The 15,313-nt window shown below is 64.8% G+C and carries 18 protein-coding genes; 4 read left to right on the top strand and 14 right to left on the bottom strand.

Annotated elements, in window-relative coordinates; genetic code table 11:
• Positions 1 to 261 precede the first annotated feature (261 nt).
• Entirely contained in the window at positions 262 to 438 is a 177-nt protein-coding gene (locus BLT08_RS22840; protein ID WP_175529222.1) for a DUF8027 family protein, read from the bottom strand.
• Positions 439 to 534: 96 nt separating this feature from the next.
• On the opposite strand from BLT08_RS22840, the gene BLT08_RS02940 reads away from it, so the two are divergent.
• Positions 535 to 1,809: a M24 family metallopeptidase gene (locus tag BLT08_RS02940; protein ID WP_090303280.1), complete on the top strand. Its 1,275-nt coding sequence runs from the start codon at positions 535 to 537 to the stop codon at positions 1,807 to 1,809.
• Between the two features lie 399 nt (positions 1,810 to 2,208).
• Positions 2,209 to 3,225 (top strand): LLM class flavin-dependent oxidoreductase, encoded by a 1,017-nt coding sequence (locus BLT08_RS02935; protein ID WP_090303279.1) that lies wholly within the window; start codon positions 2,209 to 2,211, stop codon positions 3,223 to 3,225.
• 49 nt (positions 3,226 to 3,274) lie between these two features.
• Here BLT08_RS02935 and BLT08_RS02930 read toward each other — a convergent pair whose 3' ends face one another.
• From BLT08_RS02930 to paaA, 10 genes are all read right to left on the bottom strand, one after another.
• A complete protein-coding gene (locus BLT08_RS02930; protein WP_090303278.1) occupies positions 3,275 to 4,345 on the bottom strand; it encodes an alpha-ketoacid dehydrogenase subunit beta in 1,071 nt (356 codons plus the stop codon).
• Positions 4,342 to 5,490, bottom strand: coding sequence for a pyruvate dehydrogenase (acetyl-transferring) E1 component subunit alpha (gene pdhA / locus BLT08_RS02925; protein WP_090303277.1), 1,149 nt, complete (start codon positions 5,488 to 5,490; stop codon positions 4,342 to 4,344). The genes BLT08_RS02930 and pdhA overlap by 4 nt, the downstream gene beginning before the upstream one ends.
• 90 nt (positions 5,491 to 5,580) lie before the next feature.
• Positions 5,581 to 5,742 carry a hypothetical protein gene (locus BLT08_RS22835; protein WP_175529221.1) on the bottom strand — a complete coding sequence of 54 codons (162 nt, stop codon included), beginning with the start codon at positions 5,740 to 5,742 and terminating at the stop codon, positions 5,581 to 5,583.
• A 194-nt stretch (positions 5,743 to 5,936) separates the two neighbouring features.
• Positions 5,937 to 6,323 (bottom strand): PaaI family thioesterase, encoded by a 387-nt coding sequence (locus tag BLT08_RS02920; RefSeq protein ID WP_090303276.1) that lies wholly within the window; start codon positions 6,321 to 6,323, stop codon positions 5,937 to 5,939.
• Between the two features lie 77 nt (positions 6,324 to 6,400).
• Positions 6,401 to 7,681 (bottom strand): phenylacetate--CoA ligase PaaK, encoded by a 1,281-nt coding sequence (gene paaK, locus BLT08_RS02915; protein ID WP_090303919.1) that lies wholly within the window; start codon positions 7,679 to 7,681, stop codon positions 6,401 to 6,403.
• A 225-nt stretch (positions 7,682 to 7,906) separates the two neighbouring features.
• Positions 7,907 to 8,077 carry a 1,2-phenylacetyl-CoA epoxidase subunit PaaE gene (paaE, locus tag BLT08_RS22830; protein WP_175529220.1) on the bottom strand — a complete coding sequence of 57 codons (171 nt, stop codon included), beginning with the start codon at positions 8,075 to 8,077 and terminating at the stop codon, positions 7,907 to 7,909.
• Positions 8,074 to 8,490: a 1,2-phenylacetyl-CoA epoxidase subunit PaaD gene (paaD, locus tag BLT08_RS02910; RefSeq protein WP_090303275.1), complete on the bottom strand. Its 417-nt coding sequence runs from the start codon at positions 8,488 to 8,490 to the stop codon at positions 8,074 to 8,076. Before paaD ends, paaE begins: the two co-directional genes overlap by 4 nt.
• 5 nt (positions 8,491 to 8,495) lie before the next feature.
• Positions 8,496 to 9,368: a 1,2-phenylacetyl-CoA epoxidase subunit PaaC gene (gene paaC / locus BLT08_RS02905; RefSeq protein WP_090303274.1), complete on the bottom strand. Its 873-nt coding sequence runs from the start codon at positions 9,366 to 9,368 to the stop codon at positions 8,496 to 8,498.
• The gene (paaB, locus tag BLT08_RS02900) at positions 9,368 to 9,685 is read right to left on the bottom strand and encodes a 1,2-phenylacetyl-CoA epoxidase subunit PaaB (protein ID WP_090303273.1); all 318 of its coding nucleotides are present in this window, start codon (positions 9,683 to 9,685) and stop codon (positions 9,368 to 9,370) included. Before paaB ends, paaC begins: the two co-directional genes overlap by 1 nt.
• Before the next feature lie 2 nt (positions 9,686 to 9,687).
• A complete protein-coding gene (gene paaA, locus BLT08_RS02895) occupies positions 9,688 to 10,629 on the bottom strand; it encodes a 1,2-phenylacetyl-CoA epoxidase subunit PaaA (protein WP_090303272.1) in 942 nt (313 codons plus the stop codon).
• 100 nt (positions 10,630 to 10,729) lie between these two features.
• Between paaA and BLT08_RS02890 the strand changes: the two genes are divergently transcribed.
• Positions 10,730 to 11,368, top strand: coding sequence for a helix-turn-helix domain-containing protein (locus BLT08_RS02890; RefSeq protein WP_090303271.1), 639 nt, complete (start codon positions 10,730 to 10,732; stop codon positions 11,366 to 11,368).
• Positions 11,369 to 11,416: 48 nt separating this feature from the next.
• Complete coding sequence (locus tag BLT08_RS02885; RefSeq protein ID WP_090303270.1) at positions 11,417 to 11,809, top strand: PaaI family thioesterase; 393 nt, start codon at positions 11,417 to 11,419, stop codon at positions 11,807 to 11,809.
• A 22-nt stretch (positions 11,810 to 11,831) separates the two neighbouring features.
• Here BLT08_RS02885 and BLT08_RS02880 read toward each other — a convergent pair whose 3' ends face one another.
• The 3 genes from BLT08_RS02880 to BLT08_RS02870 are packed head-to-tail and all read right to left on the bottom strand — an operon-like array spanning position 11,832 to position 15,312.
• Entirely contained in the window at positions 11,832 to 12,554 is a 723-nt protein-coding gene (locus BLT08_RS02880) for an ABC transporter ATP-binding protein (RefSeq protein WP_090303269.1), read from the bottom strand.
• Positions 12,551 to 13,351, bottom strand: coding sequence for an ABC transporter ATP-binding protein (locus tag BLT08_RS02875; protein WP_090303268.1), 801 nt, complete (start codon positions 13,349 to 13,351; stop codon positions 12,551 to 12,553). Before BLT08_RS02875 ends, BLT08_RS02880 begins: the two co-directional genes overlap by 4 nt.
• Positions 13,351 to 15,312 (bottom strand): ABC transporter permease, encoded by a 1,962-nt coding sequence (locus tag BLT08_RS02870; RefSeq protein ID WP_090303267.1) that lies wholly within the window; start codon positions 15,310 to 15,312, stop codon positions 13,351 to 13,353. The genes BLT08_RS02875 and BLT08_RS02870 overlap by 1 nt, the downstream gene beginning before the upstream one ends.
• Between the last annotated feature and the right edge of the window lies 1 nt (position 15,313).

The following is a 15,313-nucleotide window of genomic DNA, read 5'->3' as shown; positions in this document are numbered from 1 at the left end:
CGGACTGTCCGATTTGGTCACGTTTCTCAGTTCGGACGTTCGTCCATACGTGGTGGCGCGTGCTGAGCGGCGACGAACGATCAGTGAGTCGCCGCTCGACGCCACGCGAGGGATGAGTGAGCGAGCGCAGCGAGCGAACGAATCGGCTGGGGAGGACGTGGCTCTCACCGTTGCCAGCGACTGTAGAACGCCCTGTTCACTCATTTCCTCCACTCGAGCACTCGTCCGCTCACGTACGTCTCGCGCCAGGCGTCTACGCTACTAGCGACCGAGAATCCCTTCGATCTCCTCCTCGTCGAGGAAGTCGATCAGGTTCGCGTCGCCGTCGCGGTAGGCCTCGAGTTCCGAATCGGTCAGCTTCCGTTCGATCTCGCCGTCGTCCAGACGCGACTCGAGTTGTTCGTCGATGTCTTCGGGATCGTAGCCGGGGATAGGCATGTGTATCTGTAGCACGCGATATCCCTTATACTCCGGTGTCCGTCGCCGGTCACCGCCAGCGGTACGATTTAGTGGGCTGCAGTGATACGTCAGTACATGACGTTCTACGAGCGGGAGTTCATGGAAGGCACGCGCGGCACGCAGGCCGTCGACTGGGAGCAACGGATCGACACGCAGCGACTCCGAGATGAGCGCAAGGAACGAGCGCTCGAGCGCCTCCGGGAGACGGACCTCAGTGCGATGCTCTTCGTCTCGGATCCCAACATCCGCTACGTGACGGGGCTGGCGATGACCGGCGGGAGCGGCGCGGACCACTACACCCTCCTCACTGAGAGCGGCGACATCGTTCACTGGGACACCGCCGACCACGCGAGCAACCAGCGGTTCAACTGTCCCTGGCTGCACGACATCCGCTACGCCTGCCCCGGGCTCGGAAACGTTCCGCGAGCGTCCGGCCGGAATTCGGCCCGCGACTTCCTGCTCTCGACGATGGCCGAGGGCATCGCCGAGGCGATGGACGACTACGGCGTCGCCGACGAGACGCTCGGCGTCGACGTCGGCAACCGAGGGCTGCTCGCCGCGCTCGAGGACCAGGGCCTCGAGACCGACGTCGAGACCTGCAACGCGGTCATGGAAGATGCCCGCAAGATCAAGACCGACGACGAGATCGAGTGTCTGCGGATGGTCGCGTCGATCTGCGAGGCGGGCTTCCAGACGATCAAAGACGCCGCGAAGCCGGGGATGCGCGAGACCGAAGTCTGGGGCGAGGCGGTCCGCGAACTGTGGCGTCACGGCGCGTTCGTCGGCGGCGGCTACCTCACCGCCGGGCCGAACACGTGGCCCAAACACCAGGCCAACACCACCGATCGGGCGATCCGTCCGGGGGATCTGGTCTACGCCGACTTCTACAACATCGGCTACCTCGGCTACCGATCGTGTTATTACCGCACGTTCTCGATGGGCGAGCCGACCCAGGAGCAGCGGGAGGCCTACGAGACGGCTCGAGACAACCTTTACGACGTCCTCGAGCGCATCGAACCCGGTGCGACGACCGACGAAATCGCACGAGCGTTCCCGGATATGGAGGGCGAACACGCCGACTACTACGGCGCCGACGACCACTGGCAGATGACCACGAACCACTGGGCCCACGGGCTCGGGCTCCAGCTGTACGAGGTCCCGCTCATCTGGCGCGGCCTCTCGCCCGATCACCCCATCGAGATCGAGGAGGGGATGACGATGGCCGTCGAGACCCAGGAACCCGCCGGTCGACAGGGCGTCCGCGTCGAGGAGATGGTCGTCGTCCGCGAGAACGGCGTCGAGATCCTCAGCCAGTGGCCGGTTGAGGAGATTACGGTTATCGATCACTGATCGCTCGACTCGAGGCACTTCAAACGGTGTTGCGTCCATTACGAACACCACGAAAGCCCCTGACTCGCTCGACTCCCAGGCCTCGTTGCGCGCGCTCCCTTCGGTCGCGTGCTTACGTCGGCCGGGTTCCTCGAGCGAGTCAGCCCCTTTCATTCCCGCCCGCGGTGGCCAGACCGGTCAGCCGACACGGGTGGGAATGAAAGGGGCTGGTACAGTCGATCCCTCCCGGGCGCAGTAAGGACCGCAGCGAAGCGAGGACCGCAGCAAGCCCCGGGGAGTCGAGCGTGCCAGGGGCTTTCGTAGTGGTCGCAACGACGAAACAACGATCGGATCCAAATAAGCATACGACGACTAGCCGAGGCACCAACAATTAAGCCGGTCACACTGGATGATAGGAGTATGAAACTCGGGACGGGCCTGTTCACCGCCCAGCAGCGGCCCGACGACGACCGCGAGGCGAGCGAGATCTACGACGAGATACTGACGCTGACCCGCGAGATCGAGGCCGCGGGGCTCGACAGCGCGTGGGTGTCCGAACACCACTTCGCCGACGACGGCTACCTCTCGGCGACGATGCCGACGCTGGGGGCGATGGCCGCCGAGACGACCGATCTCGAGATCGGCAGCTGCGTCGCGCTCGGGCCGTTGTACAACCCCATCAGGCTCGCGGAGGACGCCGCGACCGTCGACCTGCTTGCCGACGGCCGACTGACGCTGGGGCTCGCGATCGGCTCGAACCCGCGGGAGTTCGACGTCTTCGGGGTTCCGCGGGACGAACGAGCCGACCGACTCGAGGATCTCGTCCCCTTCCTTCGGGCCGGCTGGAGCGAGGGCGACCTCGACTACGAGTCTTCGATTCACGACGTCCCTCCGGACGTCTCGATCACGCCGAAACCGACCGACGAGTCGGTGCCGATTATGCTCGGCGGCGGCGCGAAACCCGCCGTTCGACGTGCCGCGCGAACGGCGGACGGCTGGTGTGCCCCGTCGTCGCTCTCGGTAGAGGGCGTCCGCAAGCGCGTCGAGGACATCCGCTGGGTCCGCGAGGAGGAGGGCCTCGCGGACGGGGACGACGACTTCACGATCTACGTCCTCCAGCACGGCTGGGTGGGCGACTCCCGCGAGGACGCCTGGGAGACGATGCGGGACGGCTACTTCTACATTCAACGACGCTACGCGGAGATCTTCTCGGGCGAGGCCGTCGACGAACTCGAGGACGAACGCAAGGCCGAACTAAAAGAGCAGGCGATCTTCGGCACGCCGGCGCAGGTGGCCGACGAACTCGAGCGCTATCGCGACGCGCTCGGCGACGATATCCACTTCATCTTTCGAACCTATCATCCGGGCGTCGGCACCGAGGAGATGATCGACTGCGTCCACCAACTCGGCGACGAAGTCGCCCCGCAGCTTCGGTGACGAGCGGAGACTCGAGTCGTTTCGGATGGTGCGACTGTAACGCGAGCCGTCAGAACGCGACGGTCTCGAGGATGCCGTCCTGAATACGGACCGCCTGGGGCAGATAGAAGTCCTCCAGCGAGTGCAGCGGGACCGGCGCGTCGAAGCCAGTCACCCGCTTGATCGGCGCCTCCTGGTAGAGGACCGCGCGCTCCTGGATCGTCGCCGCCACTTCGGCGCCGAGGCCGCCGGTCTTCGGCCCCTCGTGGACGATCACGGCCCGGCCGGTCTTTTCGAAAGAATCGACGATGGTCTCGACGTCCAGCGGCGACAGCGTCCGCAGGTCGACGAGTTCGACGTCGACGCCGTACTCGTCGGCGACGTTGTCCGCGGCGATGAGCGCCGGCCGGGTCATCGCGCCCCACGCGTACACCGTGACGTCGCTCCCTTCCCGCCTGATCGCGGCGTCGCTCAGCGGGACCTCGTAGGAGCCCGTCGGGACGGCCTCCCGAAACGCGCGGTAGATCAGTTTGGGCTCGAGGAAGACGACCGGATCGGGATCCCGGATCGCCGCGGTGAGCAGCCCCTTCGCGTCGGACGGCGTGCTCGGGGCGACGACTTTCAGTCCGGGTTCGTGGGCGAAGAACGCCTCCTTGGACTCGGAGTGGTGTTCCGGCGCTCGAATCCCACCGCCGTAGGGCATCCGGACTACCATCGGCACCGTGTACGCGCCGTGGCTCCGGCTCCGAAATCGGGCGGCGTGACTGACGAGTTGATCGAACGCGGGATACGAAAAGCCCATGAACTGTATCTCCGCGACCGGCCGCATGCCGGACAGCGCCAGCCCGATCCCCGTGCCGACGATCCCGGACTCCGCTAGCGGCGTGTCGACGACCCGATCATCGCCGAACGCCTCGTAGAGGCCCTCGGTGGCGCGGAAGACGCCGCCGTTCTTGCCGACGTCCTCGCCCAGGACGACGACGCGGTCGTCCGCCGACATCTCCGTGTAGAGCCCATCGCAAACCGCTTCGACGAGTGTGAGACGCTCATCGCCGGACTCGGTGGATTCGCCGGATCCAGTGGATTCGGTGGATTGGCCGGAGCCATCCTCGTCCGACTCGGCGGAGCTGGCCGAACTCATTCTAACACCTCGGAGAACGCGTCGTCGCCGTACTTTTCTCGGAGCGCGTTCAGTTCCTCGCGCTGCTCGCGGAGTCGCGCCGGCGGTTCGTCGTAGACGTGTTCGAAGAGACTATCGGGGTCTGACTCGGCCGACTCGGCCGCGGCGATCGCGTCGTCGATTTTGGTCTCCACGCGCTCGGTGATCTCGCCGTCGCGTTCGTCGTCGAGGATTCCCTCCGAGTACAGGTAGTTTCGCAGGCGCTCGAGCGGATCCTTCTCGCGCCACGCGTCGCCCTCGTCGTCCTCGCGATAGACCGACGGGTCGTCGGCGGTCGTGTGCGCCCCGTAGCGGTACTGCACCGCCTCGATGAGCGTCGGTCGTCGCTCGCCGTCGGTCGGCTCTTTCGCCTTCCGGAGGGCCGCTCGCGTGACTTCGTACGTAGCCAGCGGGTCCAGTCCGTCGACGCGAACGCCCTCGATTCCGTAGGCCTGTGCCTTCTGGGCTAACGTCTCGCTCGCCGTCTGGCGCTCGCGGGGGACCGAGATCGCCCACTGGTTGTTGTTGCAGACGAACACCGCGGGCACGTCGAACACGCCCGCGAAGTTCAGCCCTTCGTGGAAGTCGCCTTCGGAGGTCGCTCCGTCGCCGAAGTGACACAGCACGGCCTCCTCGACCCGACCCTGTAGCTGGTGGCCCCACGCCATCCCCACGGCCTGTGGCAACTGCGTCGCGATCGGGATGTACTCCGGCAGGACGTTGACGTCGTCCGGAATCGCGTAGCCGTCGCGGTGGCCGCGAAGCGGCTTCAACAGCGACTCGAGGGACATCCCGTGGACGTACTTAGCCGCGTGTTCCCGGTAGGTGGGGAACAGCCAGTCTCGCTCCTCGAGGGCGTACCCCGTCGCGACCTGTGCGCCTTCCTGTCCCGTCATCGGCGCGTAGGTCGCGATCCGTCCCTGTCGCTGGAGGCTGATCGCCCGCTCGTCGAATCGGCGCGCGAGCGCGATGTCTTCGTACATCGAGCGGAGTTCCTCGGCCGAGAGGTCGGGCACCGACGCGTTCGGCAGGACGTTCCCGTCCGCGTCGAGAATCCGAATCGGTTCGTCGTCGGTTCGTGCGAGTTCGTTCGCCTTACTCGCGTCTACGTCTTCTTGTGTGCTCATTGATGGTGGTAGTGGACCGGCGGCTGGTCGTCGTGCGGTACCACGGTCGGTCTGGGTGACCCGGGGGTCGGTGAGAACGACGCCCGCGAGTCAGGACCAGAGCGTGTGACCGACGCGAGCGCGTGTGTCGCCTCGCATCGGTGCGTCGGCCGCCAGGTTGAACGTAATTGGGAATGTCGCGCTGAAATCGGTGACGAGATGTCGGAGTCGCTCGGTCACGGCGCGTCCTTCCTGCCGACTGGCGGTTGCCATATCGTATACAATCGTGGAGATGACACTTAATAGTTGCGCGAGACATGGCGGCTGTCGGATGGGGGCTGGACGAAACCGATCGACGAGAATTGATTCGCGGACCGTCTTCGAGGATCGGGAATTTGGAGCGACATTCAGCGGTCGTTCGACGCGTCGCTTTCGGTCGAGCGACCGCGAGAATACGCCGATGCGAGCTATCCCGTCTTGTACACGCCGCGTGCGTCCGCGATCAGCGTCTCGTCGTCTTCAGCGTAGACGTCCACGTCGACCACGCCGACGTCGCTGCCGCAGCGAACGACGTCGGCCTCCGCGTAGAGGTCGCCGGTGCCGGCGCTGAGATAGTCGATCCGCATATCGATCGTCGGAACTGGCTGGTCGACCTCCGAAACCAGCGCCGCGCCCCCGACGGTGTCCGCCAGCGTGAACGTGACGCCGCCGTGGGCCATCAACCGGTCCTCGTTCCAGGAGAGCTCCTCGGTCATCTCGAGGCGACCCTCGGCGTGGCCGTCGGCGCAGTCGGTGACGTCGATTCCGAGCAGGGATGCGAACGGCATGCCTTCGAAGAACGCTTCGGTGTCCATGCGTGACTCGTTTCCCACGAGTCGTAATAAAAGTACTAGGGCGAGCGAACGACCGTCGCTCCGGCTCGAACGCTCGATCAGCGGTGGTCGTAGACGCGTTTTACCTTCCCGACTTCCGTGCGCTCGATCGTCCCGTACTCGACCAGTTCGAGTTCGTCTGGCGTAATCGACAGGGTGCTCTGTAACCGCTCGAGAACCTCGTCGCGAAGTCGGTCGACGTCGCCGTCGAACGCCTCGACGAGTTCCACGGCCAACTCGAGGGTGTCCAGGTCGTTCTCGCGATCGAGGTCGATGCGGTAGTAGGGAGCGATAGCATCGAACTCGAGGATCACGGCCTCGATCTGACTCGGATACAGGTTGACGCCGCGGACGATCAGCAGATCGTCGGCGCGGCCGGTGACGCCGTCCATGCGGGCCATCGATCGACCGCAGTCGCACGGTTCCCGCGTGAGCGTCGTGAGGTCGCCGGTGCGGTACCGAAGCACCGGCAGGGCTTCCTTCGTCAGCGACGTCAGAACGAGTTCGCCCTCCTCGCCCTCGGGAACCGGCTCGCCGGTCTGCGGATCGATCACCTCGGGGTAGAAGTGATCCTCCCAGACGTGCATGCCGGCCTGGACCTCGCACTCGACGGCGACGCCGGGGCCGATCAGTTCGGAGAGGCCGTAGTTCTCGTACCCCCTGACGCCGAGTCGGTCCTCGATCGCCTCGCGCATCGGTTCGGTGCAGGGCTCGGCCCCGTACAGCACCGTCGAGAGCGGCAGTTCGCGCGGGTCGACGCCCATCTCCGCGGCCGTCTCGGCGAAGTACAGGGCGTAGGACGGCGTACACGCGAGCGCGTCGCTCTCGAGGTCGCGTGCGAGTTCGACCTGCCGCTGCGTGTCGCCGCTCCCGGTCGGAATCACCGTCGCGCCGAGTTCCTCGGCGCCGCCGTGAAAACCGAGGCCGCCCGTAAACAGGCCGTAGCCGTAGGCGTTCTGTACCGTGTCGCTCGCATCGAGTCCCGCCGCGGCCATCGAACGAGCCATTACCTCGTTCCACAGTTCGAGGTCTCCTTCGGTGTAGGAGACGATTTTCGGCTTGCCGGTGGTCCCCGAGGAGGCGTGGATCCGCCGGAGTTCGTCGTCGTCGACGGCGAACAGGCCGTCGGGATACGTCTCGCGGAAGTCGGCTTTCGTCGTAAACGGCAGGGACCGGATGTCATCGATCGAGTCGACGTCCGCGGGGGAGATTCCGGCGTCGTCGAGGGCTTGCCGGTAGAACGGCACGTTATCGAAGGCGTACTCGACGGTGTCACGAAGCCGATCCGACTGCAACTCCCGCAGTTCGTCTCGAGACCTGTACTGGGTAGTGTCTGCCATGTGCCCGTACTCGAGGGACGGTATCGAGTACCAAAGAATTTGGTTTTTCGACGACTCGGCCGTCAGCATCGGTTGTCGACGGCACGCTACGGGATCGAGTGGCCCGGAACAAACGGTGCGGACGACGCTCTCGATCGCTCGAGCGGGCGACGGACCTGGGGGACCACTCGCCGAGCGACCTGGAGCGCGAACGTGCCGAGCGACTGGACCGAGACCGCGAACGGCTCACTCGAACTTTTCGAACGGTTGGTCGCAGCTATTGCAGTAGTGCATCGACCGGCAGAGCGACGGTCCCTTCGGATGCTCGCGGACGGTGTCGGTCGACTCGCAGTAGGGACACTCGGCACCCGTCGTCTCCCCGCTGGTCGTGACGCTCGGATCGAGGTCCCGTCTCATATGCTGAGCCCGAACTCTCGCAGGTCGTCTTTGCCCCGTTCGGTCACCATCTCGACGGTCCACTCCGGACTCCAGACGAGTCGCAACTCGGCGTCGTCGACGCCGTCGACTGCGGCGACCGCGTCTTCGACGTCTTCCGTGAGCATGTCTCGAGCGGGACACCCCGAGTAGGTGAGCGTCATGTCGACGCTCGCGACGCCGTCGTCGACGCTGACGCCGTAGATCAGGCCGAGATCGACGATACTGATCGGCATCTCGGGGTCTTCGATCCCGTAGAGGGCGTCCCACACGTCGGCCGCGAGGCCGGTCGCGTCGTCGCCGGTCGCGGGAAGGTCGTCGTTCGTCTCGCCCTCGCGGTAGTCGGTGTACGCACAGGGCGTGGCGTCGGTGTCGTCCGGAATATTGCTACTCATTACGATTACTCTGGTTTGTCCATGATTCTGGTCGTCTCGGTTCGCCCGAGTTCGCGGTAGGTGCGGGTGAACTCGTCGTAGAGGTCGAACCACGCGTCGGTGTGGGTTCCGTCACGACCGCGCTCCTCGGGGAGCATCTCCTCGGTTACTTCGAACTCGAACTCGTCGGTACCGTCGCCCACGCGGCCGTCTGCCGGTAGCTCGAGATCGAGCGACTCGAGGTACGGCACGACGATCGAGAGCCACTCCTCGCCCATCTCCTCGAGGGTCGCGTCGCGAAGGCCGAGATCGACGATATCTTCCTCGACATCCGGATCGACCGGTTCGAACAGGGTGAACGCGTACGGGAACAGCCTGTCGAGCGCGTCCTGCAGGCGCTCGTGGCCTTCGTCGCCGTCGGCGAGCCGCTCGAGCCAGTTCTGGGCGTGCTCTAAGTGGTACGCCTCCTCGCTTCGAATCTTGCCAACGCGGTCGGCGATCTTCGGGTGGGTGGAGTCGACGAGGGACTCGAGCCGGATCTCCTCGGCGGCGTCGTACAGGTACGACCGAAGGACGGCGTCGGCCCAGTCGCCATCTTCGAAGGGCCGTTCGACGAGCGTGCTGTGCCGGAAGTCGGCCGGATCGCGCTCGTAGACCAGTTCTCGCTCCTCGAAACCGATGTCGCCGAGGACGTCGTACCACAGGCGGGCGTGGCCGAGTTCGTCCTGGGCGTTGTTCGCTAGCGCGAGGTCGGACTCGAGCGTCGGCGCGCGGACCTGCCACTCCGTGTAGCGCTCGGCCAGCACGAACTCGTCGTCGGCCAGCCGTTTCAGCAGCGTCTCGAGGGCCCTCCGCTCGCGCTCGTCCAGTTCGTCGGGGTTCTCGAGGCTCGTCGCCATCAGTCGTCACCTCGTTGTCGCTCGGCGGTCGCCTGTTCGTCTTCGGATTCGACGACCTCGCGGGCGTCCTCGCCGGTCGTCTTGTACGTCGTCGCCCAGCGGTAGGCCTTGTCGGTCGTCCCGCCGAACGCGACGTCTTCGGCATCGATCTCACCGACCTCGTCTCTGGGGACGACCCAGAGGCTGTTAGTCGGCTTGCGTCGGCCGTGCTGGATTGCGGCGAACTGCTTCGCCATCTCGCGGTCCGGGGCGTGGACGTTACCGCAGTGGGTGTGATACTGGCCGGTCTTCTCCTGACGGAACACTTCCCAGATCATGATCAGTCGGCCGCCTGCGGCGCGTGGCCGCCGGCGGCGGTGGCGTCGCTTTCGATCGTGTCGCGGACCCATTGGACGGCCTCCTGGGCAGCCTTGCGACCGTTGATCTGACCCACGCCGGGCTCGTAGTCGTTCTTCGCGATCGTGAAGAACTCGTCCCAGTCGAGGTCGCCCTCTTCGACCTCGTAGGTGCCGTCGTCCAGTTCGCGGATGCGCGGTTCGTCGGGAATCTCGAGGCCGTAACTCCGCGCCTTCGGGATGTATTGATCGAGGAAGGCGTTGCGCAGTTGGTCGTTGGACTGCTGTTTGAGCCCCACCGAGGCCGCGAAGTCGTGGTGGGTGCTCTTGTCGTCGGTCGGGCCGAAGAACTGGATGATGCGGGGCCACCACTCCTCGAAGGCCGCCTGTGTCAGCTCCTGTTCTTTCTTCGAGCCCGACATGAGCTCGCGGAGGATGTCCTCGCCGTGTTTGACGTGGAACCCTTCCTCGAAACACACTTTGTCCATCGCGTGGGCGTAGGGCTCCCAGCTCGTCCGGCGAAGCGTCGCCTGTCGGCGCATCGCCGCGCCGTCGACGAAGAAGGCGATCATCGGCGTCTCGACCCAGTCGGTCATCTCGTAGTGAAAGCAGTTCAGGAACTTGCCGTCGCCGTTCGCGAGGTCGTCCAGCATCTCCTCTCGGGTCTTGACGCCGAGGGACTCCGCGGCGCGGTAGAGCAACTGTCCGTGGCCGATCTCGTCTTGGACCTTCGCGGAGCACGCCAGCTTTCGATCGATACTCGGCGCCTGCCGGATGAACGGACGCTCCAGGTACGCGCCCATGATCTCGCTGTTCGCGTGGAATTCGATCATCCGGGTCGCCGCCTTCCGGTACTCCTCGGGGAGGTCGTCGGCGGGGCTAAACTCCCGCGGCCCCGCTCGATCTTTGACTGTGTCCAGGTCCATCGTTTCATCCGAATGAACGCTGTATACACCCTTAGAAATTGACCGCCATATAACGAGGTTTTATATATTGGTGGCTGGTAACGGAGCCCATACGTCCCGCATGATCGACGAATGTCTCGCGGTCGAATTCCGCGTTCAGAACGACGATTGCCCGCTTTCGGACGCGACTCGAGCGGTCGACGTCGAGGTCGGTGCCCAGCCGCCACAACACCGCAGCGACGGCTACGATCTGCTCCAGTTCGGGTCGCCCAAGAGCGAGGAACTCACTCGCGTCCTGGACGACGACGACCGAATCTCGTACCTGCACGTCTCGAGGACCGACGGTCGCTACCGGTATCGCTGTCTCTCGAAGGAGCCTTGCGTCGTCCACCGGCTGATCGACGGCGGCCTCATCGTGGAGACGCTTCGATATCGCGACGGCGCCGCGATGATCTTCGGCGCGGTCGTCGGTCGCGACGTCCTCAAGGGCGTCATGGAGGCGGCCGGCGAAACCGTCGGCGTCAAACTCGAGCGCGTCTATCCCTTACAGTCCGAAGCGAAAGAATCGCCCAGCCATCGGTGGGACCTCACGCCGGCCCAGGAGGAGTGCATCCGTGCAGCCCTCGAACTGGGCTACTTCTCGATTCCGCGGGAGACCACCTCGGAGGCGGTCGCCGACGAACTCGGGATCAGCAAATCGGCGTTTCTCGAGCGACTCCGACGCGGCGAGGCGGCGCTGTTCCAGCAGATATTCAGTTGAGGTTCTGGCTTCGCTACATACTTGATCCTTGATGTGGTGTGGTGCCGTATGGCAGACACAGACGCCGTTCGCCAGCGTATCGAGAGCGACGCCTACTGCGACACGCTCGGGATCGACCTCGTCTCGCTCGAGTCGGGGGCGGCGAGTACCCGACTCGAACTCACCGAAGCGCTAACGAACTTTCACGGAACGCCCCACGGCGGGGCGATCTACTCGCTCGCCGACGCGGCGTTCGCCGCCGCCTCGAACGCCGACGGAGAGACGGCAGTCGCGCTCGAGACGAACGTTTCGTACCTCGAGGCCGTCGAGGTGGGGACCGTGCTAACCGCGACGGCCGAGGAAACCCACGGCGGCACGCGAACCGCCGAGTACGAAGTCGTCGTCACCGACGAGGACGACGACCGGATCGCGACCTTCCGCGGACGGGTGTACAAGCCCTGAATCGCGGAAAATTTGTTCGCGTTCAGGCCGTGACGCCGAGGTACTTGTCGAGGATCTCCTCGTCCGCTCGCAGCTCCTCGGAAGTGCCTTCGTAGACGACCTCGCCCTGATTGATGACGTAGTTGCGGTCGGCGAGCTCGAGACAGACGTGGACGTTCTGTTCGACCAGTAAGACGGTGATTCCCCGGTCGTTGAGCTCGTTGATGATATCCATCACGTCCTGGACGATGTAGGGAGCGAGCCCCTCGGTCGGTTCGTCGAGCAGGATGAGATCGGCGCCGCCGACGAGGGCGCGAGCGATCGCGAGCATCTGCTGTTCGCCGCCCGACAGCGACGATCCGGCGTTGGTCGCCCGCGCTTGCAGGTTCTCGAACATCTCGAGCGCCTCGCCAACCGAGAGCGAGTCGACGTCCGGCGCGCCGCCGTGGGCGGCGAGTTCGAGGTTCTCGCGGACGGTCAGCTCCGGGAAGATCTGGCGTTCTTCCGGAACGAATGCGAGCCCCTTCTTCGCCGTTTCCGTGGCCTCGAGGGTCGAAATATCCTCGTCGCGGTAGGTGACGCGGCCGCTCGTCGGCGTGAGAATCCCCATGATGGTTCGAAGCGTCGTCGTCTTGCCCGCCCCGTTGCGGCCGACGAGCGAGACGATCTCGCCCTCGCCAACCGACAGCGACAGGTCTCGCAGGACCTGCGTCTCGCCGTAGCCCGAGTAGATCCCTTCGACCTCGAGCAGCGGCAGTGCGCTCATTCCATCATCCCCCCGAGGTAGGCGTCCTGGACGTCCCCGTCCGCGGCGATTTCGTCGGGCGTTCCCTCGGCGAGGATCTCGCCCCGGTTCAATACGGTGATGCGGTCCGAGAGTTCCATGACGAGTTCGATGTCGTGTTCGATGAGCAACAGCGTCTGATCGACCAGCACCTCTTCGATCAGCTCGATCGTCGCCTGCGTTTCCTCGACGCTCATGCCCGCCGTCGGTTCGTCGAACAGGACGAGTTCGGGTTCGGTCGCGAGAACGACGCCGATCTCGAGGCGTCGCTTGTCACCGTAGGGAAGTGCATCCGCCGTCTCGTCGGCGACGTCCTCGAGTCCGATCCGCTCGAGGATGCGATCGGTTCGTTCGTTCATCTGGTCGTACCGGTCGGTCGGTTTGAACAGCGATTCGACGAAGTTGTACCGGTCGCGATCGATCGACTGGGAGGCCAGCCTGATGTTCTCGCGGACGGTGAGCCCGCCGAAGATATTCGAGATCTGGAACGAGCGGCCGATGCCGCGGCGAACGCGCTCCGACGGCGAGAGGGTCGTAATATCCTCGCCGTCGAAGTACACCGCGCCGTCGGTGGCGGGCAGTGCGCCGGTAATGAGGTTGAACAGCGTGGTCTTGCCGGCGCCGTTCGGTCCGATGATGCTTCGGAACTCGCCGCGTTCGACCGTCAGATTGATTCGATCCGTCGCGGTGAACTGGCCGAATTTCTTGACCAGGTTGTCCGTCTCGAGGATCGTTTCTCCGACGGTTCGTTGATTCGTTTCGGTGGTTTCCATGGCCATTAGTCGTCACCCTTAACGCCCGATTCGTCCGCCGCTGGCTCCGGACCGGGACCGGAGCCACCCGTTACGTACGGGGCGAGTTGGGCCGGCAGCGAGACCAGCCCGCGCGGGAGGAAGATCACGAACAGGACGAAGATCGTCCCGAGGACCAGCCGCCAGCGGCCGGTAAAGCCGGTGAGGATCTCCTCTAAGCCGAAGAAGACGCCCGCGCCGATGATCGGTCCGTACAGCGTTCCCATCCCGCCGAGGATGACCATCACGATCACCTCACCGGAGTGGAGCCAGTAGGCGAACGAGGGCGTCGCGTAGCCCGAGTTGAGCGTGAAGAGTCCGCCGGCCAGACCGGCCAGCGCCCCGCTGATCACGAACGCGCGTCGCTTGTAGATGGTCGTCTCGTAGCCGATGAACGTGGCCCGCTGTTCGTTCTCGCGGATGGATTTGAGCACGGAGCCGAACGGCGAGTTGAGCATCCGGCGAGTGAGCAGGAACGACGCGACGAGCGCTCCCAGTGCGATGTAGTAGAACAGCGACTGACCGGTCAGCGCCACCGGACCGACGAACAACCCGATGTCGCCGAGATCGATGCCGATTCCGGCGAGGCCGTAGTACGTCGAGATGCCGAACAGCCCCTCGGAGCCGCCGGTGATGTCGAGCCGGTACAGCATGTTGTAGAACAGCTCCGCGAACGCGAGCGTGATCATCGCGAAGTAGACGCCGCCGACCCGGATCGAGAGGAAGCCGACGAACCACGCGATGGCCGCGGAGATGAGTATCGCGAGGGCGATCGCGACGAACGCGGACTGGCTTACGTGTAACAGCGTGATCGCGACGGCGTAGGCGCCGAGCCCGTAGAACAGAGCGTGACCGAGCGACACCAGTCCCGTGTAGCCCATGACGAAGTCCAGGCTGAGCGCGAACAGCCCCCAGATGATGATCTCGATCATGAGCGTGACGGCGTACGTCGAGTACAGCGTCCCCGCACCGAGGGGAACCAGCGCTAACAGGGCTACCATGGCGAGTCCGAGCCGTTTGCGGGTCCGATTGTCGAGGAGTCCGCCGTCGGTGCCGGTCAGTAAGTCGCCACCTTCCTCTTCCGTTTCGACGCCGAACAGTCCGCGGGGCCGGAAGAGGAGGACGGCGATCATCAGCAGGAATATCACCAGCCCTTCGAAGATCGGTGCGTAATGGCGTAACAGCGTCTGGATGATGCCGACGGCGAGACCGCCGACGACGGCACCCTTGAAGCTCCCCAGTCCGCCGAGGACGACGATGACGAACGCCGGAATAATGACCGACATCCCCATCTCGGGGCTGACAGTCTGGTAGCCACCGAGGATGATCCCGGCGAAGGCGGCGAGCGCCGCACCCATGCCGAACACGAGCGAATAGTAGCGGTCAATGTCGATTCCGAGATTGCGGACCATCTGGCGATCCTGCGAGCCGGCGCGGATGATCAGCCCGTACTTCGTGTACTCGAGGGTCGCCCAGACGGCGAGCGCCATCGCGCCACCGAAGACGATGATGAACGTGTTGTACACGCTCGCGTTGATTCCGAGGATGTCGATCGTCCCCGTGAGGACCGCCGGCCGCGGCAGACTGACGCTCCCCGGCCCCCAGACCAGGTAGATCAGGTCGTTTATCACCAGTACCAGTCCGAACGTGAGCAGGATGTGATATAGCGGGTTTCGCCCGTACAGCGGCCGCACGGTGTATCGTTCGATCGCGACGCCGACGATGCCGACGAGCAGCGGCGCGACGAACAGTGCGACGAAAAACGCCGTTCCACCGAACGGAACGACTAACGCCAGTGCGAAGTACGCACCCAGCGCGAACAGTTCGCCGTGAGCGAAGTTGATGACGTGCATGACGCCGAAAATGACGGAGAGTCCGGCGGCCAACAGCACGTACACGACGCCGATCGTCAACCCGTCGAACAGTGCCTGTGAGAGTGAGCCTATCATA

This window comes from Natronorubrum texcoconense (assembly GCF_900100335.1).
Classification (GTDB): Archaea; Halobacteriota; Halobacteria; order Halobacteriales; family Natrialbaceae; genus Natronorubrum; species Natronorubrum texcoconense.
Note: the sequence above shows the minus strand (reverse complement) of the source record. Positions and strands in the feature narration are given on the sequence as shown.